General features: G+C 63.3%; 23 protein-coding genes and 1 tRNA gene. 3 read left to right on the top strand and 21 right to left on the bottom strand.

Features of this window, described 5'->3' with window-relative positions; all coding sequences use genetic code 11:
* Nucleotides 1-48: 48 nt before the first annotated feature.
* From WBR68_RS01070 to WBR68_RS00980, 19 genes are all read right to left on the bottom strand, one after another.
* Nucleotides 49-861: a hypothetical protein gene (locus tag WBR68_RS01070; RefSeq protein ID WP_019726335.1), complete on the bottom strand. Its 813-nt coding sequence runs from the start codon at nt 859-861 to the stop codon at nt 49-51.
* 288 nt (nt 862-1,149) lie between these two features.
* Complete coding sequence (locus WBR68_RS01065) at nt 1,150-1,428, bottom strand: hypothetical protein (protein WP_009459701.1); 279 nt, start codon at nt 1,426-1,428, stop codon at nt 1,150-1,152.
* A 97-nt stretch (nt 1,429-1,525) separates the two neighbouring features.
* Nucleotides 1,526-2,263 (bottom strand): DUF5983 family protein, encoded by a 738-nt coding sequence (locus tag WBR68_RS01060; protein ID WP_009459707.1) that lies wholly within the window; start codon nt 2,261-2,263, stop codon nt 1,526-1,528.
* A gap of 80 nt (nt 2,264-2,343) precedes the next feature.
* Nucleotides 2,344-3,030 carry a hypothetical protein gene (locus WBR68_RS01055; protein ID WP_009459708.1) on the bottom strand — a complete coding sequence of 229 codons (687 nt, stop codon included), beginning with the start codon at nt 3,028-3,030 and terminating at the stop codon, nt 2,344-2,346.
* Between the two features lie 173 nt (nt 3,031-3,203).
* Nucleotides 3,204-3,596 (bottom strand): hypothetical protein, encoded by a 393-nt coding sequence (locus WBR68_RS01050; protein WP_009459709.1) that lies wholly within the window; start codon nt 3,594-3,596, stop codon nt 3,204-3,206.
* A 21-nt stretch (nt 3,597-3,617) separates the two neighbouring features.
* Entirely contained in the window at nt 3,618-3,830 is a 213-nt protein-coding gene (locus tag WBR68_RS01045; RefSeq protein ID WP_003290186.1) for a hypothetical protein, read from the bottom strand.
* A 331-nt stretch (nt 3,831-4,161) separates the two neighbouring features.
* On the bottom strand, nt 4,162-4,719 hold the full coding sequence (locus WBR68_RS01040; protein WP_009459715.1) for a hypothetical protein: 558 nt from the start codon (nt 4,717-4,719) through the stop codon (nt 4,162-4,164).
* A gap of 242 nt (nt 4,720-4,961) precedes the next feature.
* A complete protein-coding gene (locus WBR68_RS01035) occupies nt 4,962-6,569 on the bottom strand; it encodes a DNA cytosine methyltransferase (RefSeq protein WP_009459716.1) in 1,608 nt (535 codons plus the stop codon).
* 519 nt (nt 6,570-7,088) lie between these two features.
* Nucleotides 7,089-9,101 carry a DNA topoisomerase III gene (locus WBR68_RS01030; RefSeq protein WP_009459717.1) on the bottom strand — a complete coding sequence of 671 codons (2,013 nt, stop codon included), beginning with the start codon at nt 9,099-9,101 and terminating at the stop codon, nt 7,089-7,091.
* A gap of 278 nt (nt 9,102-9,379) precedes the next feature.
* Nucleotides 9,380-9,820, bottom strand: a complete 441-nt coding sequence (locus tag WBR68_RS01025; RefSeq protein WP_019726334.1) for a single-stranded DNA-binding protein — start codon at nt 9,818-9,820, stop codon at nt 9,380-9,382.
* Nucleotides 9,821-9,892: 72 nt separating this feature from the next.
* Nucleotides 9,893-10,420, bottom strand: coding sequence for a DUF3158 family protein (locus tag WBR68_RS01020; RefSeq protein ID WP_009459718.1), 528 nt, complete (start codon nt 10,418-10,420; stop codon nt 9,893-9,895).
* Nucleotides 10,417-11,196 (bottom strand): PFL_4669 family integrating conjugative element protein, encoded by a 780-nt coding sequence (locus WBR68_RS01015; RefSeq protein WP_009459719.1) that lies wholly within the window; start codon nt 11,194-11,196, stop codon nt 10,417-10,419. Before WBR68_RS01015 ends, WBR68_RS01020 begins: the two co-directional genes overlap by 4 nt.
* A gap of 318 nt (nt 11,197-11,514) precedes the next feature.
* A complete protein-coding gene (locus tag WBR68_RS01010; RefSeq protein WP_009459721.1) occupies nt 11,515-12,741 on the bottom strand; it encodes an STY4528 family pathogenicity island replication protein in 1,227 nt (408 codons plus the stop codon).
* Nucleotides 12,742-12,744: 3 nt separating this feature from the next.
* Nucleotides 12,745-13,305, bottom strand: coding sequence for a DUF2857 domain-containing protein (locus WBR68_RS01005; RefSeq protein WP_009459723.1), 561 nt, complete (start codon nt 13,303-13,305; stop codon nt 12,745-12,747).
* 15 nt (nt 13,306-13,320) lie between these two features.
* Entirely contained in the window at nt 13,321-14,970 is a 1,650-nt protein-coding gene (locus WBR68_RS01000; protein ID WP_009459725.1) for a ParB family protein, read from the bottom strand.
* Nucleotides 14,963-15,211, bottom strand: coding sequence for a hypothetical protein (locus WBR68_RS00995; protein ID WP_019726333.1), 249 nt, complete (start codon nt 15,209-15,211; stop codon nt 14,963-14,965). The genes WBR68_RS01000 and WBR68_RS00995 overlap by 8 nt, the downstream gene beginning before the upstream one ends.
* Nucleotides 15,195-16,070 carry a ParA family protein gene (locus WBR68_RS00990; protein ID WP_009459727.1) on the bottom strand — a complete coding sequence of 292 codons (876 nt, stop codon included), beginning with the start codon at nt 16,068-16,070 and terminating at the stop codon, nt 15,195-15,197. The genes WBR68_RS00995 and WBR68_RS00990 overlap by 17 nt, the downstream gene beginning before the upstream one ends.
* 42 nt (nt 16,071-16,112) lie before the next feature.
* On the bottom strand, nt 16,113-16,325 hold the full coding sequence (locus WBR68_RS00985; RefSeq protein ID WP_009459729.1) for an AlpA family transcriptional regulator: 213 nt from the start codon (nt 16,323-16,325) through the stop codon (nt 16,113-16,115).
* Between the two features lie 118 nt (nt 16,326-16,443).
* Complete coding sequence (locus WBR68_RS00980; protein WP_019726332.1) at nt 16,444-17,196, bottom strand: hypothetical protein; 753 nt, start codon at nt 17,194-17,196, stop codon at nt 16,444-16,446.
* A 29-nt stretch (nt 17,197-17,225) separates the two neighbouring features.
* On the opposite strand from WBR68_RS00980, the gene WBR68_RS00975 reads away from it, so the two are divergent.
* Together WBR68_RS00975 and WBR68_RS00970 are read left to right on the top strand one after the other, a co-directional pair.
* Nucleotides 17,226-17,381 (top strand): hypothetical protein, encoded by a 156-nt coding sequence (locus tag WBR68_RS00975; protein ID WP_019726331.1) that lies wholly within the window; start codon nt 17,226-17,228, stop codon nt 17,379-17,381.
* Nucleotides 17,382-18,038: 657 nt separating this feature from the next.
* A tRNA-Cys gene (locus WBR68_RS00970) sits at nt 18,039-18,112 on the top strand.
* Nucleotides 18,113-18,179: 67 nt separating this feature from the next.
* Here WBR68_RS00970 and WBR68_RS00965 read toward each other — a convergent pair.
* Together WBR68_RS00965 and WBR68_RS00960 are read right to left on the bottom strand one after the other, a co-directional pair.
* A complete protein-coding gene (locus WBR68_RS00965) occupies nt 18,180-19,157 on the bottom strand; it encodes a Bug family tripartite tricarboxylate transporter substrate binding protein (RefSeq protein WP_050447286.1) in 978 nt (325 codons plus the stop codon).
* A complete protein-coding gene (locus WBR68_RS00960) occupies nt 19,154-19,930 on the bottom strand; it encodes an IclR family transcriptional regulator (RefSeq protein WP_050447287.1) in 777 nt (258 codons plus the stop codon). Before WBR68_RS00960 ends, WBR68_RS00965 begins: the two co-directional genes overlap by 4 nt.
* 66 nt (nt 19,931-19,996) lie before the next feature.
* Between WBR68_RS00960 and WBR68_RS00955 the strand changes: the two genes are divergently transcribed.
* On the top strand, nt 19,997-21,046 hold the full coding sequence (locus WBR68_RS00955; RefSeq protein WP_230693368.1) for a cyclase family protein: 1,050 nt from the start codon (nt 19,997-19,999) through the stop codon (nt 21,044-21,046).
* Nucleotides 21,047-21,062: the final 16 nt, after the last annotated feature.

Genomic DNA, 21,062 nt, shown 5'->3' with positions numbered 1-21,062 from the left:
TAGGCTGTGGACTGATCAGTCGTGCCGCTAGGCTTCCTGTCTGGCGCGTCAGGCTGGAACCGCCTGACGTTGACGAGAGGCTTTGGCGTCGATCACGCTCACGCCGATCAGGCGCCAGCGCCCGTCGTCGATGAGCCGCTCCAGCACTTCACCGAGCATGTCGAAATACACCTCGTCGTGCCTATCGATCAACTCACCGTCGCGGTGCAGCTCCACCACGTAGGTGTCGCCGCCACGGTCGTAGAGGATCGTCACCTGACCCTCGAACTTGGTGGTTGAGACCGTGAAGCTGATCGCCGGCGGGGTCTCGATGATCTTGGAGGGCTTGGGATCGACCCAGGCGAAGTCGCGGGCACCTGCATCGACCAGCATGTGGGTGATGCACCGGAACCCGTCGGGCGCGGGCATCTCCTCCAACTGCTCGATGAGTTGGCCCAGCTCCATGCACTGCGGCTCGGGAATTGGCAGCTTGGCGGGTGCTTTGCCAAGGATATGCCTCGTGATGGTGTAAGGCGTGCCATCCGAAGTCTTCTCGGTGACGACTTCCGGGGTGTCCGCGCGCAGCCCGTCGAAACGTCGCCGGGCGTAGGGTTGGACATGGACCTTGGCGCCCTCGCTGGGAACGGTGGTCACCAGGTTGGGATCGAGCACGGCGAACTCGGAAGGCTTGAGCTTGACGACGATGGCATCGTCGGTCGCGGAGACCACCTTGCCGTTGAAGGGCTGAGGGTCGATGGCGAAGCCCAACGTCGAGGACTGCGGCTGATCATCGAATACGCGGTATTTGAACGAACGCACGTTGCGAGGCATATGGCCCGCGACAAGCGAAGGCATCATGGATTTGATGAGGGAACGGTCCATGGGAATCTCCTTGAGGAAGAACAAGGGATTCCCCGCCCGCAAGGGAGAGGTCCCTTGTGGGTGGCGTGAACGGACGGGGTACGTCCATAGGAAGAAACGACCAGCACGGTTTCCCGCACTTGCAGCCTTGAAGGTCTCGGCTGCCAGGGCATGTGTCGGCAACGCCGACGAACATGGAGCAAGGATGGCTCTGGAATGGGCGGCCTGCCCGCAAGAAATCGCACAGCGTCGCACCCGCTTTCCTGCGCTGCGGACAAGAAAAAGCCCCTCGAAAGGGGCTTGGTTGGGTCAGGCTTCGTACACGAAGTAGTGCTCGCGCTGACGTGGGAAGAAGACATGCTTCCATGTATCGCCGCTGGTGTTGCCACCGTCGAAGACGACCATTTCGTAGTCGTCAATGTCGGTGTCCACCAGGTCGGCGCTGGCGATATGGCGCATGTGCAGCGTGCCGCTCATGCGCTCGAATACCAGGATCTGGCCGATGGCGTCGTCCTGGCCCATGGCATTGACGCAGGCGCCGAGCTGGTGCTCGAAGTCTGGCGTGCGCGAGATGAGGTCGGGGAACATGAGGTTGCTCCTATGAAAATGGATCAGCCCGGTTCCGGGAGGGAGACGGGCCGGTATGGGGGAGAACAAAGAGGAAGGATGTTGCGTCGAGCGGCTGCTAGGATTCGGCCAACGGCAGGCCCAACAGCACGGGTGCGTCGGCGTCGAGAATCAGGATGCGCACATCGGCCTGGCCAGCCAGTTCAATGACGTTCGCCAGGTCATCCGGCATACCCTTGCTTCGGTGCTCCTGGCGAAGCTGCTCCGCACTGATGCCCTCGGCGTGGTCCAGGTTCTTGTCCGTCCAGGGGGTGGAGATCAGCTTGATGCCGATCGCCGGGCTGTACGGAACCCGGAACGCGATGAACAGGAAGGCCTCCGGCGTGGCGAGGTCTGCCAGGTTGGCGAGGTATTGGCTGGTTTCCTCGCTTATGTGCGCGCTGCTGATTTCCCAGCACCGGCTGTAATAGCCGGTCTCGAAACTCAGGCGCTGTACGACCTCCCGCGCTGCCTCTGCCGAATAGGCGTCGCCGACGTGGATGGGGCGGCCGTCGAAGTCATCGCCATGGATGGCATAGACCACGGCGCCGATTACGCCTTCGCCGCTGACACCTTCTCCGGCATCGCATTCGGCCAGTACCTCGGCACTCACGGGTTCGGGACCATTCCTGACTACGGCGAAATCGCTGGTGACGATGCACGAGGATGAAATCATTTCCTCGTCGGAAAGGTGCTTTTGGCTCGGGTGGATGATTCGCCAGACATGCGGGCTTCCATCCTCGTAGCTGATGCACAGCGTGCGGACGATTTTCAGATTCCAGTATCCGCGGAGAAAGGGATTGGGTTTCAGGGACATGGGAACTCTCCAGATTTGAATAATGGAGCCAATCCCCGCCACCGGGAATTGGACCCGGTGGGTTGAAAGTGGAAAATGCGTCAGTCGGCGCTGATCGTTGACGTCTGAGCCAGCCGTTCGGCGATGCGATGGCGCACATTTAGGCGAAATTGCTCATCGGTGATGCCGGCAAGCAGGTTGGCGGCCTCCAGCGCGATCAACGCTGAGGCCTCTTCGATGTCGGCGGCCAGGATGGTGTTGCGCAGTTGATCGCCGAGTTGAAGCGCCTGCGAGGACGTTCTGAAGACCTGGACCTCGCGGCTCAGGTAGCAGCCGTTGCCGCCGAACTCGAATAGCCTTGGCTTGCTGCAATACCAGCAGCCCTCAAACTGTATGGCGGTCAGGTTATGGCCATCATCGAAGCGGGTAGCGATCAGAAGCAGGGCTTCCAGGTCCGCGCTGTCCTCGAAGTGGTGGTGCTCTATCAGGTTCTCCAGCTCCCCGTCCTGGTCAGCACCGAAGTGCGCGGCCAGCCGTTCAAGCAGAGGCGGAATCGACAACTCTTCGTCGTCGGGCATGGGGATTCCGAGTTGTGTGGCCAGGTTTTCCAGACCGTCCAGCACATCTGTCCAGCGTGGATCATTGGTCTCGGCGATCTGGGCGATGTAGGCCTGCCCATTGCCGGGATGGTTTTCGTCGAGCGCGAAGGCATCGAACAGTGCCTTGATGACGGGAGTAACGCGGTCGAGCACGAGAACGCCCGTGCCTTCGTAGTAGTTGTTTGCCATGCTGGCTCCTTTCGAGAAGAGCGGAGCCAGCCCCTGCGGACGATGGCATCCGCAGGGAATAGCCCAGGGCCGTTGGCGCCGGGCGATGGGGAAGAAAAATTGAGGGACATGGCCTTATGAGCGCATGTCCCTCACGGGAGGATCGAGAAGACAGTGGCGTGCCGGAGACCGACTCACCAACCGCTGTAGTTCACCAGCAGGTCGGCGATGACCTTGCGGCGTTCCAGATCGAGACCGTCGAAGTCCGACAGCCCGTGGAAGTGGCAGCGCTTGAGCATGGCACCGCCCTCGCGCGCGTTGTAGAAGCTGACCATGGCGGACAGGAACATGCGTTCGCCGCTGCTCAGGACGCCGAGGGCATCGTTGAGCCGCAGCATGTCGGGACGCAAATCCCACTTGGTGTTGGCCCGGTTCAGGCCTTCACGGGTGCCGTCGCCGAACCACTCGGGACCAGCAATCTCGACACCGCGCTTCCAGGCCTCGAAGAAGGCTTGGGGCGCGGCAGCGAAATGCTGCTCTTCCCGCATGATCTGATCGACGACTTCCCGCGGCAGTAGCTGGTTCATGATGTGATTTCTCCAGTTGGATCAGGGAATGGCGAGCTGGGACCAGCCGCCTCTTTCGAGGGCGCGTTGAGCCGCGGCATAGCTGCGGAAGTACTCGCGGGATTCCCGCGAAACGGGACCTTCGGTATCGCGCGTGCCGATGTAGTGGCCGGCGGCGCTTTGCAAGACTTCGAGCGGCAGGAACTTGCCGCAGTAGGTCAGGGCCAACTGGCCGAAAGAGGCTTGCTGGGACATGGACGGGCTCCTTGGAAAAGCGGGGCCTTGTCCCTCACGGGATGGCAGCTCCCGCACGCGGTTGATAAAAAGCATCAGCGTCACGGGGACGCTCATCCGCAGAATTGATGCGATGCGGACTGGTGGGTGACGCGGGAGAGACCCGCGGCAGCCTGGAACCCTGGCTGCTGGCATGTGCTGACGAATCAGCGAACATGCGGGCAGCTTCTTGCGAGGGCCGTGCTGCGTCAGTTGGAAAACCGCATCCGGCACAGCCCCGATTGATGGGCTCAGAGAAAAGAAAAGCCCCGCGTCGAGTGCGGGGCTGTCAGGAGGGTGCGGTGGTGCTGGGTCAGTCGGGCTTGTCGCCCAGGACATGCTGCTTCCACAGGTCGAATGCCTGCTCGGGCGGCAGCTCGGCGAGGATGACGATGGGCTGGGCCTGCCGGGCGCGCAGCGAAGCGAAGTACGACTTGCGGTCGGCGATGGCCTTGAGCTTGATGCCCTTGATGAACAGCAGTTTGCGGTCCTTGATGAACAGCACCTTGTTGCCGATGTCGCGGTTGAACGCGGCTCGCACCTTGCGTTCCGCGTGCATGGCATCGGCCAGCTCATCGACCAGGAAGTCGAGCGTCATGGCGATGTAATGAGGGTCTTCACCCTCGTGGCCCAGGTCGAGCGGCGCAGGCGGCAGGCCCTTGGCGAAGGCTTCGGCCTGCGCCAGCAGCGCCGCCTTGCCGTTGAGTGCGTGGAGGAACGTCGAGCCGCCGTGGCCGTCGTTGCGGGCCTCGGCGATGGGAATGCCGTCGAACACGATGGTCGCGGTGAAGCACAGCGTTTCCTCGCTGGCGAAGTCGGCCACCTTGAGGTTCTTCAGCGTGATGCGGTCTTGCTTGGTGATGGTTTCCATGGGAGATCCTGAAATCGACCGGGTGGCGACATGCCCCTAACGGGACGTGGCGACCATCCCGTGGGTTGGAGAAAGGAGGCATCGATGCCCCGGTGGGCAGCGTTCGCCGGTGAGATGCCGAAGCGAACTGGTGGGTGGCGTGGGCGGAACCCACGGCAGCCTTGACACCCTGGCTGCGGGCTGCTGCCGATACATCGGCAATGCAGGGAGAGAATGGCGCGGCCGGCAGGCTGCGTCGTCGATCAATCCGAATCGGTCAAGTCCGTCTTGTGCAGGCACTGCACCAGCCGGTTGCCCAGCCAAGCCATGCACGGGACGGCCATGGAGTTGCCAATCGCCTTGTAGCGCGGAGCGTCTGCGGCAGGCTTGCCGCGATACGGGATCAGCGTGTAGTCGTCGGGCATGCCCTGCAGCCGCTCGCACTCCATGGGCATCAGCCGCCGCACCCGCCATTGCGACCAGTCCGCTGCACCGGATTCATTCCAGTCGTAGCGGAAATGTGCCTCGAAGTCGGGGGCCAGGACATGGGGCTTGTCTGCGCCGCCGCCGCTGGTACGCAACGCCGCTGCAACGCTTCCGCCCAGTTCGGCGGCAAGACCCTGCGTCCGTCCCCGCAGGGCAACGCAGGCCACCATCGGCACACCGTAGCCCGGCTTGCCGTTGGACAGGACGGTGCAAGACACCTGTCCATGCCCCGACTCGAAGCGCACTTCGCCGCGGTTGTTCTGCGCGAAGGCGATGGCGGGTACGACGCCTGCGTTCGCATGGCTGTTGCGATGCCCGCCGGCACGCAGCGTCGGCGTCAGGTCGATCGTGGCGTCCGCGCCGCTGCCCTGGGCGGTGAAGGCGATGATCGGCACGCCCTTTCCCGTACCGTCCTCGCTGCTGCCCTTGCCGTTGTTGGCGGTGTCGAGGGTGTGGGCGATGCTGCCGGCGATGGACTGCACCATGAACGTCTCGGTGCGGATGTCGTGCTTGGGACCCGCGGCCATCAGGCATGCCGCAACATCGACGGGGCCGATGCCGCCGCTGAATCCGAACGTCGTCGTGACCTTGCCGTAGGGCTGGTTCAGTCCAGCGAATCCTGCGTATCCGCCTGCTGCAGCAGCACCCGATCCAGCAGCGCGGGCAGCTTCTTGCCACGGCGCGCGGCCCGCAGAAGAATCCCCGCGCAGGCCTGTGCGCTCAAAAAGTACTTCGGAGGGATCGAGGTCATCACCACCACATGCCACAAGAAACACGCGCTTGCGGCGTTGGGCGACACCGAAATATTGAGCGTCGAGCACGCGCCAGGCGATGCGGCGGCGGGGTCCAGACACACAACCAGCGTGCGCCCATTTTTCCCCTGGCGGCTGGAGCGCACGGCTTTCTCCGGCCAGTGCTCCCAGGAAATGCCCGAAGGCATTGCTGCGGTCGTTGAGGACGCCGGGGACGTTTTCCCAGACGAGCGTTGCCGGCGGGCGGCGGTCTTGGTGGCGGGTTTGGTCGATGGCATTTGCAAGCTCCACATAGGCAAGGGTCAAGGCGCCGCGCGGGTCGTTCAGCCCCTGGCGCGCGCCGGCAACGCTGAACGACTGGCACGGCGTGCCGCCGACCAGGATGTCGGGCGCCGGCACGATGCCGGCGCGCACCTGACGGGCGATCGCGGTCATGTCGCCCAGGTTGGGCACATGGGGGTAACGGTGGGCGAGCACGGCGCTCGGGAACGGCTCGATCTCGGCGAACCACGCGGCTTTGAGGCCGAGGGGTTGCCATGCGAGGCTCACGGCCTCGATGCCGCTGCACACGCTGCCGTACAGCAGTGGCGCGGCCTGGGGCGCACCGCGAAGGGTGCAAGGTTGCGGGTTCATGTCGGGTCTCCTGTTCGTGTGGCCCGGGGCGGGCCGGGACGTTGATAGGCAGGAGAAAGGCGCCGAAGGCCCTGCGGCCTTCGGCTCGGGAGGACAGAACCACCCGTGGGCTGGTGCAGGCCCGGTCGTCGCTAGAACCGTCTGCTCATCAGCAATCACACCCGGCGCATGTCGTGGTTCGCGCCGGCATCGTCTGGCGCACATCCGCGCACAAAGGGAGCCCGTTTTTGCGCCGGCGGGCACCGGCACCGAATACCGCTGACCACGAAGGGTCTCCGGGTGGCTCGCGCAGCTTGGCAAGCCACCGGGGGACCCTTCGCAGAGGCGGGAGAAATGCAGATCAGCAGAACGCGCAGGAGGCGGTTCGCGGAGAAGCTACCTTCAGGTCCCGCGGCCGGGGACGGCCAGGCGGGACGCGCACACGGACAAGAAGGCGTTGCGCGCTGGGCGTCCCGCAGGGCGTGCGGAACACAGGCCGCGCCGCCGATGGCGGGCACGGCTCACGGGGAACGGGGTCGGTCAGGAGCCTTTGCGGCCGCTGCGGCGCGGGCGCGAGGCACCACGCCTGGACGTGCCGGATTCGACCGGCAGCGTGCCTTTGCAGTCGGGGTAGCGACTGCACGACCAGAATGGGCCGCTCTTGCCGGTGCGCTGGCGCGTCGGTGCGCCGCACTGTGGGCAAGGCGGTCCGTGGGGAACCTTGATGGACAGGGACGTGCTGCCGTACTGCGCGATCAACTGTGAGATCCATGCAGCCTGCTTGCCGATGAATACGTCCAGCGTGAGCTGTCCAGCTTCGATCATGTCCAGCGCCTGTTCCCAGACGGCGGTTGTCCCTGGGTCGGCAATCGCTGTGGGCACCGCGTCGATCAGGGTGAAGGCCGCATCCGAGGCACGGATGGCGCGGCCCTTCTTCACGAGGTAGCCCCGCGTCAGCAGGCCACTGATGATGTTGGCCCGCGTCGCTTCGGTGCCGATGCCGACCGTATCCTTGAGCTTCTGTTTCAGGCGCGGGTCCGAGACCAGTTTGGCGACGCCCTTCATGGACTTGACCAACTCGCCCTGCGTATAGGGTCGAGGGGGCAGCGTCTTGAGCGCCTTCAGATCGACGTCGGCCACCTGACATGCCAGGCCCTCGCGCAGCGCGGGCAGTACCTGGCTGCGCGCCGCAGGGTCGCCATCCTCCTCGGATTGCGGTTCGGCCAGCACCAGGTGCCAACCCTTGACGACGACCTGCTTGCCGGTGGCCGCCAGCGTCTGCTGGCCGCAGGAGAGGTTCGCCACAGTGCGGTCGAACTCGTGGTGAGGAAGGAATTGCGCCAGGTAATGCGCCCGGATCAGCCGATACACTGCCAGTTCTTTCTCACTCATGGTCGAGAGGTTCGCCGGTTCGAGCGTCGGGATGATGCCGTGGTGAGCAGACACCTTCGCGTCGTTCCAGGCGCGTGAGCGTTGAGTGCGGTCGAGCTGGTCCATGATCGGTCGCAGCAAGGGATCGGTCTTGACCAGGCTGTCGAGGACCGTTGGCACCTCGGCGAACATGCTTTCGGGCAGGTAGCCCGAATCGGAGCGCGGGTACGTCGTGGCCTTGTGCGTCTCGTATAGGGCCTGAGCAATGTCTAAGGTCTCCTGCACATCGAGCCCAAGCTGCCTGGAACACACCTCCTGCAAGGTCCCCAGGTCGAACGGCAGCGGCGGGCCTTCCCGCACGCGCTCGGTTTCGACCGCCACCACCTGGGCGCTGTCCGCGGCGCGGATCTGCTGCGCGGCGTGCTGCGCGATGGGCTGCTGCAGGCAGCGGCCGGCGTCGTCGGTGCATGTGTTCGGGGGAACCCACTGCGCGGTGAAAGCCTGGCCACCAGCGGACAGGGACACGTCGATGGCCCAGTACGGCACGGACACGAAGGCGGCGATCTCGCGGTCGCGGTCCACGACCAGTTTGAGCGTGGGGGTCTGGACGCGGCCGACCGACAGCACGCCGTCGTAGCCAGCCTGTCGTCCCAGCACCGTGAACAAGCGGCTGAGGTTCATGCCGACGAGCCAGTCCGCCCGAGAGCGTGCCAGCGCCGAGTAGTACATCGGCAACGTCTCGGCCGATGGCCGGAGCTTGCCGAGTGCCGCGCGGATGGAAGCATCGTTGAGCGCCGACAACCACAGCCGTTCGATGGGGCCGCGGTAGCCGCACAGGTCGATGATCTCGCGGGCGATCAACTCGCCCTCGCGGTCGGCATCTGTGGCGATGACAAGCTGGGTCGCCTTAGCCAGAAGCGCCTTGACGACCTTGAACTGCGTGGCGGTCTTCGGTTTGACCTCGACCCGCCAGTGCTGAGGAATGATGGGCAACTGCTCGATGGACCAGCGCTTCAACTGCTCGTCGTAGGCTTCGGGCGCTGCGGCTTCTACGAGATGGCCGATGCACCAGGTGACGGTGACGCCGGAACCGTTGAGGCAGCCTTCAGCGCGCTGCGTGGCACCGAGAATCCGGCCAATGTCTTTGCCCTGGGAGGGCTTCTCGCACAAGAACAGCCGCATGTCCGTCCATCCCGATTCCCGTTGTTCATGGAGTTGCTGGAATCGAGGATGCCGAGCGCCACCTGGGGCAGCAGCAAACAAGCCGCATGCGGCGGTGACCGCTTTCACGGGATGGAATGGCTTGTGCGGGGGTGGCGCGTGGCCGCAGGTGTGCGGACCGGGAGCCGCGATATGAGGGAGCGCGTGAAAGTCGGTGGACGTTGGTGGAGCTATCCCCTGGGGATAGCTCGCGAGCGCATGGAGGGCGGCGAAGACGTGCGACCGCCCTCCATGCCGGTTCACTTCCTGCGCTTGGATTCTTTCGGCGCAGCCGGTTCCTGCGCGGCCTGGGGCTTGGGCTCTGCCTCTTGCGGCTTCGGGCTGAGGGTCACGGATTCGATGCGGTACGGCAGGATGCCGACGCTGCGCGCGTTGATCTGCCAGGTCTCGCGCGGCTGATCCTCGTTATCCGTCCAGGGTTCGCGCTCCATGCGGCCGACGACCAGCACGCGCATGCCTTTCTGGTACAGGTCCTTCCAGTGCTCGGCGTCGCGGTGCCAGATTTCCACCGGCGCCCAGAAGCCGCCCCGGTCCTCGAACGTGCCATCCTTCTTCGGCACAGGGTTGTCGAAATAGACGTTCAGGCGTAGCAGGCGACTGGGTTCGTCGTTGCCGTTGGGGAATTCGCGGTACTCCGGTGGCGAACCGATGTTGCCTTCGCCGGAAAAATGCGTGCTCATGATGTGATCTCCGTGGTGGTTGAAATACCCGTGCCTCGTCGGCGCCGGGAGCGTGCTGGGTGCCCGGCGCAATCACCGATCGCGCATTGCGGCGGGAATGGGCGTGAGCCGGCGCAGGTAGGCGTCGTCCGCCTCGGCCGCCTTGCTGGCGCATTCCTGCGCCTGCCTGCCCAAGGTGTGCAGCAGGCTGATCTGCATGTTCAACGTGATGCGCTGCAGCTCGATCGCGTGCAGGTCGGCCAGCAGGTTGACGGGTGTGCTGCTGCTGGCGACCAGCTCCCGCCACAGCGCCACGCCCATGGCCGACCTGTCGTGTCTGCGCCAGCGCAAGAAGACGGTTCCTGCGCCAGTGGTCTGTTGGGCCAGTTCGATGGGCAGCAGGTGGAAGGGGTGCCCGCATGCCTGCTCCAGTACCTGTCGCTGTGCCAGGGCAATCAACTCGTCGCGCATGGCGAAGCACTGGCTGGCCCAGGCCTCGAAGTCCCCTTTACCCTTAAAAGGCTTTAAAAGGCCTTTTAGATAGGCCGCGTGTTCCAGCCGCATGAAGGCACCCTGTTGCAGGCCTCGGAAGTAGCGGGTCGGTGGGTTCGGATCGCTCATGCCGGCTCGTCCTCGCCGGCTGCGGCTTCGGGCGACTCTGCGGTGGTGGTTTCATCGCCGAGCAGTGATGCTTCGGCAGGACCGTCGCCGCGCTGCTTCAGGCCACGGCGCACGATGGGCGGCGCAAACTTCGACCGGCGCGTGCCTTCCAGCACGTCCTGCGGCAGTTCGCCATACTTCTCCAGCGCTGCCCGCGCTGCGGCATTCTTCGACGCGAAGTCATCGCGTGTGCAGCCCGAATAGCGATACTGCTGGGCCAGCGAGAACAGGCTGCGCAATGAATGTGCGCCCTCGTTGAGCCAGCGTTCCAAGGTGCTGCGGTCAATGAGCGCGGTGTGATGGGCGAGGATCAGCTTGCGGGCGATGTCGTCGTAGTCGGCCAGGAGATAGACCGCGGCAAAGCCGAGCTGCGCGTTGACGAAGAGCGGGAGCTTGACCGGCTGCACGTTGAGGTTTTCGCCCAGGCTGAGCGCCGGCGGCACACTCGCCAGCGCCTGGTCCACCTGCTCGCGCAGCGATTGCAGCGTGACCTTGGTGTGGTCGAGCTTGTCCTCGATGCGCAGCATCCACCAGTCCGAGTACGGATCGTCTTGTTCTGAGCCCCGCCGCATCTTGTTCATCTGAGCGATATAGCCATTCAGGCCGACGATGCCCGGTCGCCCCTCGGCGGCGGCGCGGCCATGCCAGATGCGGGAAGCGTGATGGGTGTGCAGGGTCAGCGACATCGCACTGCGCAGGGAGCCGAGATTCAGTTGCAGAGGTTCATTGGTTGCCATGGTGTCTGCTCGTTGTTGGAAAAGGAGCGGCCAGCTTCGACAGGAAGCGGAAGGCAGTCAGTCAAGAATCCGAATCCCGGCGGGCCCCGGTTTAGGGCGTGGCGGTTGCATGCGGCGCGAGCTATCCCCAGGGGATAGCTCCATGGAGCGCTAACGAACGCTGCACGCCGAGATCAGGGGGGACAACGCCGATGCTGCGGCAGATGGTCGATCCCAGGCCTGCGACAGCTTGGCGTTGTGCCCAGCAGCGGAACTATCCCCAGGGGATAGCTCTACTGGCGGCCATGGGCATCTAGTTTCACCGCCTGGCATGCCGACTCATTTGCTGGCGAGCAGATTGCGTAGCCGCTCGATGTGCTGCTTGGCGACTTCTGGCGGCACTGGCTTACCCTGCGGCTGAGGTGGCGGTGCTGGTGGTGGTCGCTCGTTTGGTGGGACGGATGCCGATGGCGCGTCTTTCTTGGCCCAGGCATTGAACTCGCCATGGATGGCGCGCTGGATGATGCCGAACAGATACCCCGCAGGATTGCGTATGCCATGACTGCTGCATCGTGTGGCCCATTCGTCCAGCACGGCCTGTCTCAGCGCGGCATCAACCTGCTGCAATGCCACCCTGGCACCTGTCTGCTGCTCTGCCTTCAGTTCCGTGAAGCGCTTGGGCCATTGCAGATCGCCCAGCGCGCGCGCCTGCGCGGTAGTACGTACTTCATTAATACGACTACTACGTACTGTACGGGCCTGCTTCGGATTCCGAAGAGAGGCGTTTGGCACGGGTTTCGCCCCTGCTTCGGATTCCGAAGATGGGTCATCCGCATTCCGAAGAAGGCTCGATACTCCTTCTTCGGAATCGTGGGCGGCGTCCTCCTGTGGATAACTTGCGGCGGCCGTGATGCCTTGGCTGGCGAGGCGTTCTGCCAGAACCTGCAGCCGCGACGGCAATGTGCGCCCGGAGAGCAGCGGATCTTCCGCGATCTCCTTAAGGGTGTTCAGGCCGACCATCTGGACGGCCTTGGCCGAATGGCCGAGGGACTGGCTGACCAGTGCCAGGTAGTCGGCGTCGAGCTGCATGGCCTCGAAGGGCGTCAGCGGTTCATCGTGCAGAACGTAGAGGTTGCCGAGGATGCGGCCGGTCTTGGGGTCACGCCGTCGCCGCACCAGGCTCAACCATCGGGTGAGGCGCAACAGCGTCAACGCTCGGGCCACGGTTTCATGCGAGGCCTGCCCGGCGCAGGGCATCGATGCCAGCCAGGGTCGAAGCTGCTCATACGTCGGGAAGGCTGTCACGCCATCGTCGTTGAGCATCAGCCGGAACACCTGCCAGGCGTTGCGCTCCAGCGGCGTAAGGCGACGGTCGAGGAACAGTCGCCGCGGCACGGTCTCATGCCGGTTGCCGCTGAAGAGGAAGGCATCGCCGGACGTGGCGGGCGTCGGCGCAGGCATAGGTGCTGGCGCACTGGGCTTGGGCACGAGGTCTTTCAAGGCGGCGTCGAACAGGTCCGCGAGTGCGACGGGGCCACGGCGTGGTGCGGTGTCGTCCACGGCCATGGCTCAACCCAATCCTTGATCGACCCAGCTCTTGATCGAGGCCCAGACCACCGACAGAGGCAGCGACATGCCTTCGGCCAAGTCCATGGCGGCGTCGAGAATGGAGGTTTCGTCTTCGAGATCGACATTCCTGCTGCCGGTCACGGCCTTCCATTGCCGCCACAGATCCGTGTCCTGTTTCTCGTCCAGCACGGGGTGGCGGCCCTTGCGCTTGGGCAGGCCGAGGATTTCGCGGCGAAGCGCCACCTCTTGGTGGGTCAGGCCATAGAACCGACTGACCATCTCGGTGCTCGCACCCAGCCTGAGCATGCGATCGACCGTGGCGATTTCCTTCTCCACGTCCTGCGCCTGCTTGAGTAGTCGCCGGAGCACTTCGCGGTTGACCGTCACCGAGCACCAGGAGACGTTGGCGTTGGCGAGCACGCTGATCAGCGCGGGATGCTTGAGGGCGTCCAGTTCTTCCTCACCAAACCCCATCAGTTTGCACCGGCGCAGTTGCCCATTGCGCAGGTCATAGAGGGCCTGCGCGATGACGGCCTGGTTGAGTGGGTGTGGTGCGGACATGCTGGCCTCCCTCGCTCACGTTCCAAGGTCCGCAGCGCCGGCTTCAAGATCGAGCAGGCGCCGGGCCAGCCGCAGCAGCCGGAACAGCTTGACCAGCGCGGTGTCGCTCAATCGCTGGGCCGCATCACCCTGGCCGTGCAGCAATGCCGGCAGGTCGATGACGATTTGCCCGTCGTGCAGACCGACGTCGGCGGGCCGCTGACCGGCCAGGCACGCCAACAATGCGAGGACGGAACGGCCCAGCGGCGCCGGACTTTGGGTGCGGGCCCGGCAGGCGAAACCGATACCCTCTGCACGGTCATCAATGCACTCGTCCAGGTCTGCCTCGCTCGCGATTTCGCGGGCGAACTGTGCGATGTGGATGCGCAAGCGCTCGGCAGTATCCAAGCCGGGATCGATGTACCAGACATCGGAGATCGGATAGAGCCCGCCAGCCTGCACGGGGATGGACTGCAAGACGCTCGCCGAGAAGTCGGGAGGCAGCGCATCGCCCAACTGATCGGCGACCATGCGCTGGATGGACTGGAGCCGTTCGGTCGTCGGTGCCGGCGAAACGATGTGCTCCCGAAGCAGATCGCTCCCCGCCGCAGGGCTGGCCGGACCCGCCTGACTGGTATCCGTGTCGCTCTCGCGCGCAGGTCGGCCTGCAGGCGGCGCTGCCGATGCAGCCCCTGCGGTGGGTGGCGCGGTGTTGGCAGTTGGGCGCGCGATGGTTTCCGACTCCGGCTCCGGCAACGCAGGCGGCGTCGAGGGCGGCGTTGGGTCGCTGATCAAGGCGCGCTGCCGGCTTTCGGATTCGGTCATGTCCAGGGCGAGCACGTCGTAATTGACACCCAGCAACTCGGCCATCTGGCCGATCAGCTCGTCCTGTACGCGCTGCGCGGAGAACTCGTCGGCCTGGACGTCGAATTGCGACAGCGCTTCCTGGAAAAATTCGTCGAAGTCCTGAACCAGGGAGCGGCCCTTGGCGTAGCGCTCCCACGCGAGCATGCAGGCTTTGCGCATGACCGACAGGCGTTCGACCTGATGGCGACCGAGGCCGCCATAGAGCACGGTGGGGATCGCGGGCAGGAGATACTGCACCGCGTCGTTCATGCGGCTGATGTGCGACTGTTGTACCGGGAAGCCATCGGCAGCGAGGCGGCGGGCCAGCTCGGACTGGCTCAAGGTAGTGCCGCTTTCTTGCTCGTAGAACTCGCGTGCCTTCTCGACGCCGAGGGCGCGCTCGATGAACGTGAGGCCCCCGCGTAATTCATTCTCGGCCAGGTGGCCGGTCAGCATGACGACTTCGCCGCGGCTGGGCCACGGCCGGAACAGGCACGATATACGGAAAAACCGCTCGTCCTTGGTCTCTGACCATAGTTCGCGCAGGATCGCCAGCCGCGTATTTCCGCCGTTGCGGATGATGTAGTGGTCCTCACCTGGTCGGCGAGTGATGGCCGGCGCCGCGTCCAGACCGCGCTCGCGGATGGACGCCTTGATTTCCTCGTAGGCCGGGTTGCGTTTTTTCCTGGGATCGTGGTCGTAGGGGCGCAACTGATCTAGGGTCACGACCATGGGTGTGTCGGCGATCGGGTCGCTCAAGGTCGAGGCTGACGGGCCGCTGCGCTCGAACCCGGCCGCGAGCAGCTTGCCAGCCATCTGCTGGGAGGTGATCTCAGCCATGGCCGCCTCCCTGCGCTTGGTATCGGGCCTCGCGCTCGGCGCGGCGGATTTGCGCACGGGCATTCAGGGTCGCCCGGTGGTCACTGGCCGTCGAGCTGGTGTAGATCGCGGCGCAGCCAGGCTTGGTGAACTTGAGGTGGCCGCCAGGCGTGCGTTTGACGTGCCAACCTTCGCCAACCGCGAACTCGATCAGGGCGCGAAGCCGCTTGTGGCCTCGGGCAAGCTCATGTGCGTTCGCCATGGAACCTCCCGGCATCAAGAGGGTGTGGCGGACGGCCGGACACCATGGCAAATCGGTGCCGCCATTGCGGAAATAGTTCGTCTGCGAGGCCGCGCATGGTGTCGAGCGCGGCGGGGGCGACTCTGCCCGGCGGCTGGCGGTATTCGACCCGATGCACTGGCAATCCGCGCGTAGCTGCACGCGGATACGCCTCGATGGCCGGCACGTCGGTGGCCAGCACGCGGATGCCGGCATGGTCCTGGAAAAGATCGCGCAGGGCCTGCTGGATCAGCCGTGCATTGGCTGACACAGGGTGGACGCGATTGATGAGCAGATGCAGAGGTGGAGGCTCGATGCCCAGGTGCCGGTAGGGCGCAATGTCTTCGAGCAACTGCATGGTGCCGCGCCGCAGCTCGCGCGCCGCGAGGATTTCCGGGGTCACGGGCGACAGCGCGAGGTTGGAGGCGAGTACCGCCATCTCCAGCAGCACCGATCGCGCGCCTTGGGTGTCGATCAGTACCAGGTCATAGAGAGGCGCCAGGACCGGCAAGAGATGGCGCAACCGCAGGCGGCCATCCGGCGCGTGCAGCAGCAAGGTGTTCAGCTCGCCTCGGTGGTCGTTGGAGAGCACCAAGTCCAGGCCCGCGACGATCGTGCGGGACACAAGCAGCCCGAGGTCGCGCTCGTTGAAGGCCAGCAACTCGTAGATGCCACCAGGTGCGCGGTGACCTAGCTCGTAGTACGAGGACAAGGTGGGCTGCACGTCGAGGTCGAGCAGTAGCACACGCAGCCCCGCGTCGGCGGCAAGCCCGCCGAGGTTCGCGGCCGTGGTGGTCTTGCCGACGCCACCTTTTGTTGAAATGATGGATACGACCTGCATGGCGTTCTCCGTGTGAGGATGGGAAGTCCGCTGGAGAACGGGTCAGGCCCGGTTGTTGACGCGCTCGGCGATCCACTGATCGATCTCGATGGAGTCCCAGCCGACCGCGCGCACGCCCAGGCGCAGCGCCTTCGGGAACAAGCCTTTGCGCATCAGGTTGTAGATGTGGGCGCGTTTGAAACCGGACTTGGTTTCGACTTCATCAAGCCGCAGGATGCGGCGCTCGCTTGCGGGCAGTGCAGGTGTTTGCGACATGGCGGTCACTCCTGAACGCTCAGTGGCGTTTGTTGGCGTGACCTCCATTCAATAGACATGGATGGGAAAAGACATTGCAAATGCAATCTCCGCGATTGCACATACAAGATGGAAAACCTCAGACTGTCGCGCTACGCAGCCGGCGTCTGGCCGTGGCGAACTTGCCGTTTAGCGTCCGCTCCGCGATCCCCATGGCGCCGCTGTGATGGGCGACCAATGCACTGACCACCGCCTCCTGCGTCTTGAAGCTGGAGTACGGCACGCCCGAAGGCGACTGGCCGAGCATCAGGTCCAGCATGCTGCCGATAATGTTCAGGTAGGTGGCTTCGGCGCGATCACTGATCAGGCACTGTGCGCCAGCAGAGGGCGCCATCTGCTTGAGAAGCGCCCCGTGCTTTTCCTGCAACTCATGCAGTTGGCGTTTGTACTGGTCCAAGGTGGATTTCAGGGCCAGGCGCTCGACTAGCATCGCCTGCCCAGTTTCCAGCGAGATGAAGGGATGGGTGATGCGCTCGCTTCGGGAGAAGAGGAAGCCCGGTCGTTGCTCGGGATAGTGTTGGCGCATCCAGCGCTTCAGATCGACGTGGCGCACCGTCAGATCAGGGGAGTCGATCAGCGTGGAATCGCGCGTCGTGATGCCGTTCTGCCCGAAGGGCAGTTCTCCATTGAGGATGCCGTCGAAGATACGTTCGGTGCAAAGTCTCAGCTCGGCGCAACGTGGGCAGTCCAACGACTGCGGCAGGCGCCTTGGCGACGAAATCGAAGCCAGGATCACCTGCTCGTATCGCAGCAGCCCGGCCCAGCGGATGGACGCTTCGATCGGGCGATAGAACACCTTTGATGTTGGTGCATCATTCTTGTTCTCGTGCATGCTCCGTCTCCTTCCAGGAGAAGAACTACATGACCGACTCCTTTGTCACCGACCTCATGGTCGGCCTGTCGTCTGTGCAGGAAGTGGGCACCGAAGGCCGCTTCGTCATGTGGTTTGAATACTGCTCACCAGTTCGCGCAACTGGTAGTCGTCGTGTGCTCGATGTGCAAAAATTCATCGATTAGAAGGTCGAGCATCGGGACGTAGGCTCGACAGTGACGCTCACGCTATCAGGGTCGTGAGAAGTTACGGTTTCTGCAAAACCGTCTAGGTATGACCTGATATGCCAGCGGTCTCAGGAGGCGTTAAGGGGCCGCAATCGTCGTCGAATGTCCAGCCGGACGCAGCAAACCCGCGTCTGTCATGCTTGCCCCGTCATCCTGATATATCGACAAAGAATCGTGTGCGGAAACGCGGTGGCCAGCGTGCGCGTTCTTTCAAAGGAGCTTGAGCAGAAGGTCCTTGTGAGTTGTGGTGCAGGCGTTCCCAGCATCCGACCTGTGCCATCACCAGAACCATCTGCCTGATCGTCTTCACGATGATGGATGCGGGGCAGACAACCGGGCGTGGATGATGAGTTCGAGGCAGTCGCCTACGACGATGTACCGATCGTGGGTCTGGTGTACTGAGTGCAGCTCTTTGGACGTCTGTGGAACTCTTTGGACGAATTTGTTGCCGAGGACGAAAAACAAGGCTACAATTGAGGTCTTCGCTGGCCAGTCCAACGAAGAAAGTGTTTGGGAAACAACGACTTACTGTCCTAGTACACGTCTCGTTTCCCGCTCCAAATACAAGAAGGAAGCATCGGCCAACACCGCGCTTCCTTTTTTCTTGCAAGTGCTGGCGCAATGGCAGAGTGGTTATGCAGCGGATTGCAAATCCGTGTACGTCGGTTCGATTCCGGCTTGCGCCTCCAGTATCTTTAAGGCTCGCAGCGATGCGAGCCTTTTTGTTTTCTGCGGACTACCCAATTCAGTCGAGTTCTACTCGGGTTGAATATTGGCATCCTTCATGACTTTGATCCAACGAGCGCTTTCCGACAGGTTGAAGGCTTCGGCTTGCTGGTAGCTCATTGTGCTGGGAAGGGTGCCCTGCGATTTCAGTGCCTCGACCACCTTGGCCGATTTCGACGCCTCGACCATCGCCTTGTTCAAGGTCGCGACGATGGGCTCGGGCGTATCCTTGGGCACCCACATGCCGTACCAGGTCACGATATCGAAATCGGGCAGGACGGTTTCGGCAATCGTCGGCACGTCCGGCAGTTCGGCCAATCGCGTTTTGGTCGTGACAGCCAGCGGGATGAGCTTACCGCTCTGAATCAGCGGAAGGGCCGGCGCCAGGGGCGCGTACATCAAGTCGACGTGGCCACCGGCAACATCCGTCAACGCAGGGCTGCTTCCCCGGTACCCCACATGCGCGATTGATGCCTTGGTTGAAATGTTGATCAGCTCTCCGACCAGGTGCGGCAAGGTAGCGACGCCAGGCGAGGCGAAGGTCAATTTTCCCGGTTCGGAACCCGCGCGCTGGATAAGGTCGGAGAACGTTTTAAACGGGGATGTCGGTGCGACGACGGCCACCATCGGCACCGTGCCCAACACCCCAACCATCCGAAAATCCTTGATCGGATCAAAGCTCAGACTCTTGAACTGGGCAGGGTAAATACCCTGCACGGACGGATTCATCAGTACCGTGTAACCGTCAGCGGGCGCCTTGGCCACCTGGGCCGCGCCGATCGTGCCACTGGCGCCGGCACGGGTCTCGATGACCAAGGGCTGCCCCAGGATCTCTCCCATTTGCACCGCGACTACGCGACCCACCACATCGGTCGGGCCACCCGCCGCCCAGGGCATGATCACGCGGATCGGCTTGTCTGGATAGTTGCCCTGCGCCTGAGCGCCGGCGATCGGCAATACAGCGGCAAGCATCGAGCATGTCGCGATAAGGAAGTTGCGTTTGTTCATCTACTGTCTTCTCCGTCGAAGGTTAGGCTGGCCGAGGGCAGCGCCGCGTGCAGCAGCGCCTTGACCTCTTCCAGTTGTTTTCCAGTGGTGGCTTCGTTCTTCAGCATGCGCCCCAGAGGGCCGGCCACCACAATGGCAAAAGGTTGTTCATATGCTCGAAACCCGAGGGATACGGACATCACGTCTTCAACGTTCTCACCTACCGAACGCTGCCAGCCACGGACCACCCCTGCTTGCAGGTCGCGATCAAATTCGTCGCGGGAAGTGATAGTGCTGTCGGTGTAGGAGACGAAGCGGCCGTAGGCCTTGAACCACTTCTGGCGCTCCTCGGCAGACAGCATGGACAGCAGCGCCTTGCCCGAACTGGTCGCGTGCGCCGCCTTGAACCCACCGGGCTGATGCGAGAACCGGATCGTCTGCTTGGATTCGGCCACGATCAAGTACACCACCTTGTCATCCGCCAGCTTGGCCAGCAGGGCCGTCTCTCCGGTCAGGTCGCGCACCCGCTCCAGCACGGGCTCGAACACGGCGTTCAAAGGGTCGCTACGGCAAATAAGCGTAGCGACATGGATCAGTTTCTGGCTGGGGTAGTACCCATGCTTCTTGCCGATTTCATAGAGATATCCGCGAGCCACCATCGTTTTGAGCAGCCCATGACAACTGGACAGCGGTATCTCCATTTGCGCGGCGATTTCGCTGTACAGCAGCGGCTTCTGTTCCTCGGCAAACAGGCTCAGCACGTCCAGAACTCTACCCGCTGTTTTCACATCCATGATTTTATTATCCTCTACGTGATAAATTAATGTCAATCCGCTTTCAACGCCAAGGAGTTGCGACACATGAGATGGAAAAACCGTCCCGAAGGATCGAACTGGGGGGACTTCGGCCCTGACGATCAGCGTGGCTGCCTGAATTACATCACCCCAGCGAACGTGCTGAAGGGCATCGAGGAAGTTCGCCTGGGCCTGAGCTTCTGCCTGTCCCTGCCTTTGGACTATCCGGGCGGCAATGGCGTGAATGTCCGACGTCACCCGCCCAAGCTGCGACCCACCGAACGCGACGGCGACCAATACATGAACTTCCCGCTGGGTCGCTTGCGCCCCGGTTGCGTGGACGTGCTGAGCGACGACATCGTCGAGATGAGCCTGCAATATTCGACTCAATGGGATTCGTTGGCGCACGTGGGCGCGCTGTTCGATGCGAATGGCGATGGCCTGCCTGAGCGTGTCTACTACAACGGCTATCGGCCCAATGACCATGTGGTCAGCCCCGTGGATTACGACGAGACCAACGGCTTCGCAAAGACGGATCTTGGCCTGGGAACGGCGTCCAACGCCAAGAAATTGGACATCACCCAGCTGGCGGAATCATGCGTGCAGAGCCGAGGCGTGATGGTGGATCTGGCCAAGCACTACGGGCGCGCTCAGAAGTCGGTGGGCTACGACGATTTGATGCGCATTCTTGATGCGGACCGGATCGAAATCGAACAAGGCGATATCGTCTTGTTTCACACCGAGTTCGGGGACGCCTTGCTTGAAGGACGTCGCGAACCCGATGCACATACCCTGCACGAGATCTGCGCCGGCCTGGATGGCAGCGATGAAAAGCTGCTGCAGTGGATAACAGATTCGAAGGTGTCCGCCATGGCCTCCGACAACCACGCGCTCGAGATCTATCCGACGCAAAAGCCCAATGCCTGCTGCGCGGCCCTGCCGCTGCACCACCACTGCATCTTCAAGTTGGGAATGCCAATCGGCGAGATGTGGTATCTGGGCAAGCTGGCGCGCTGGCTGGAGGCCAACGGCCGCAACCGCTTCCTGCTGACCGCGCCCCCCTTGAATCTTCCGGGCGCTGTCGGGTCTCCGGTCACTCCCGTGGCAACGGTGTAAGCCAGGCTCGACTGGC

The organism is Achromobacter sp. JD-1 (assembly GCF_038594925.1).
Taxonomy (GTDB): domain Bacteria; phylum Pseudomonadota; class Gammaproteobacteria; order Burkholderiales; family Burkholderiaceae_B; genus Achromobacter; species Achromobacter spanius_C.
This window is presented reverse-complemented; position numbering and strand designations above follow the sequence as displayed.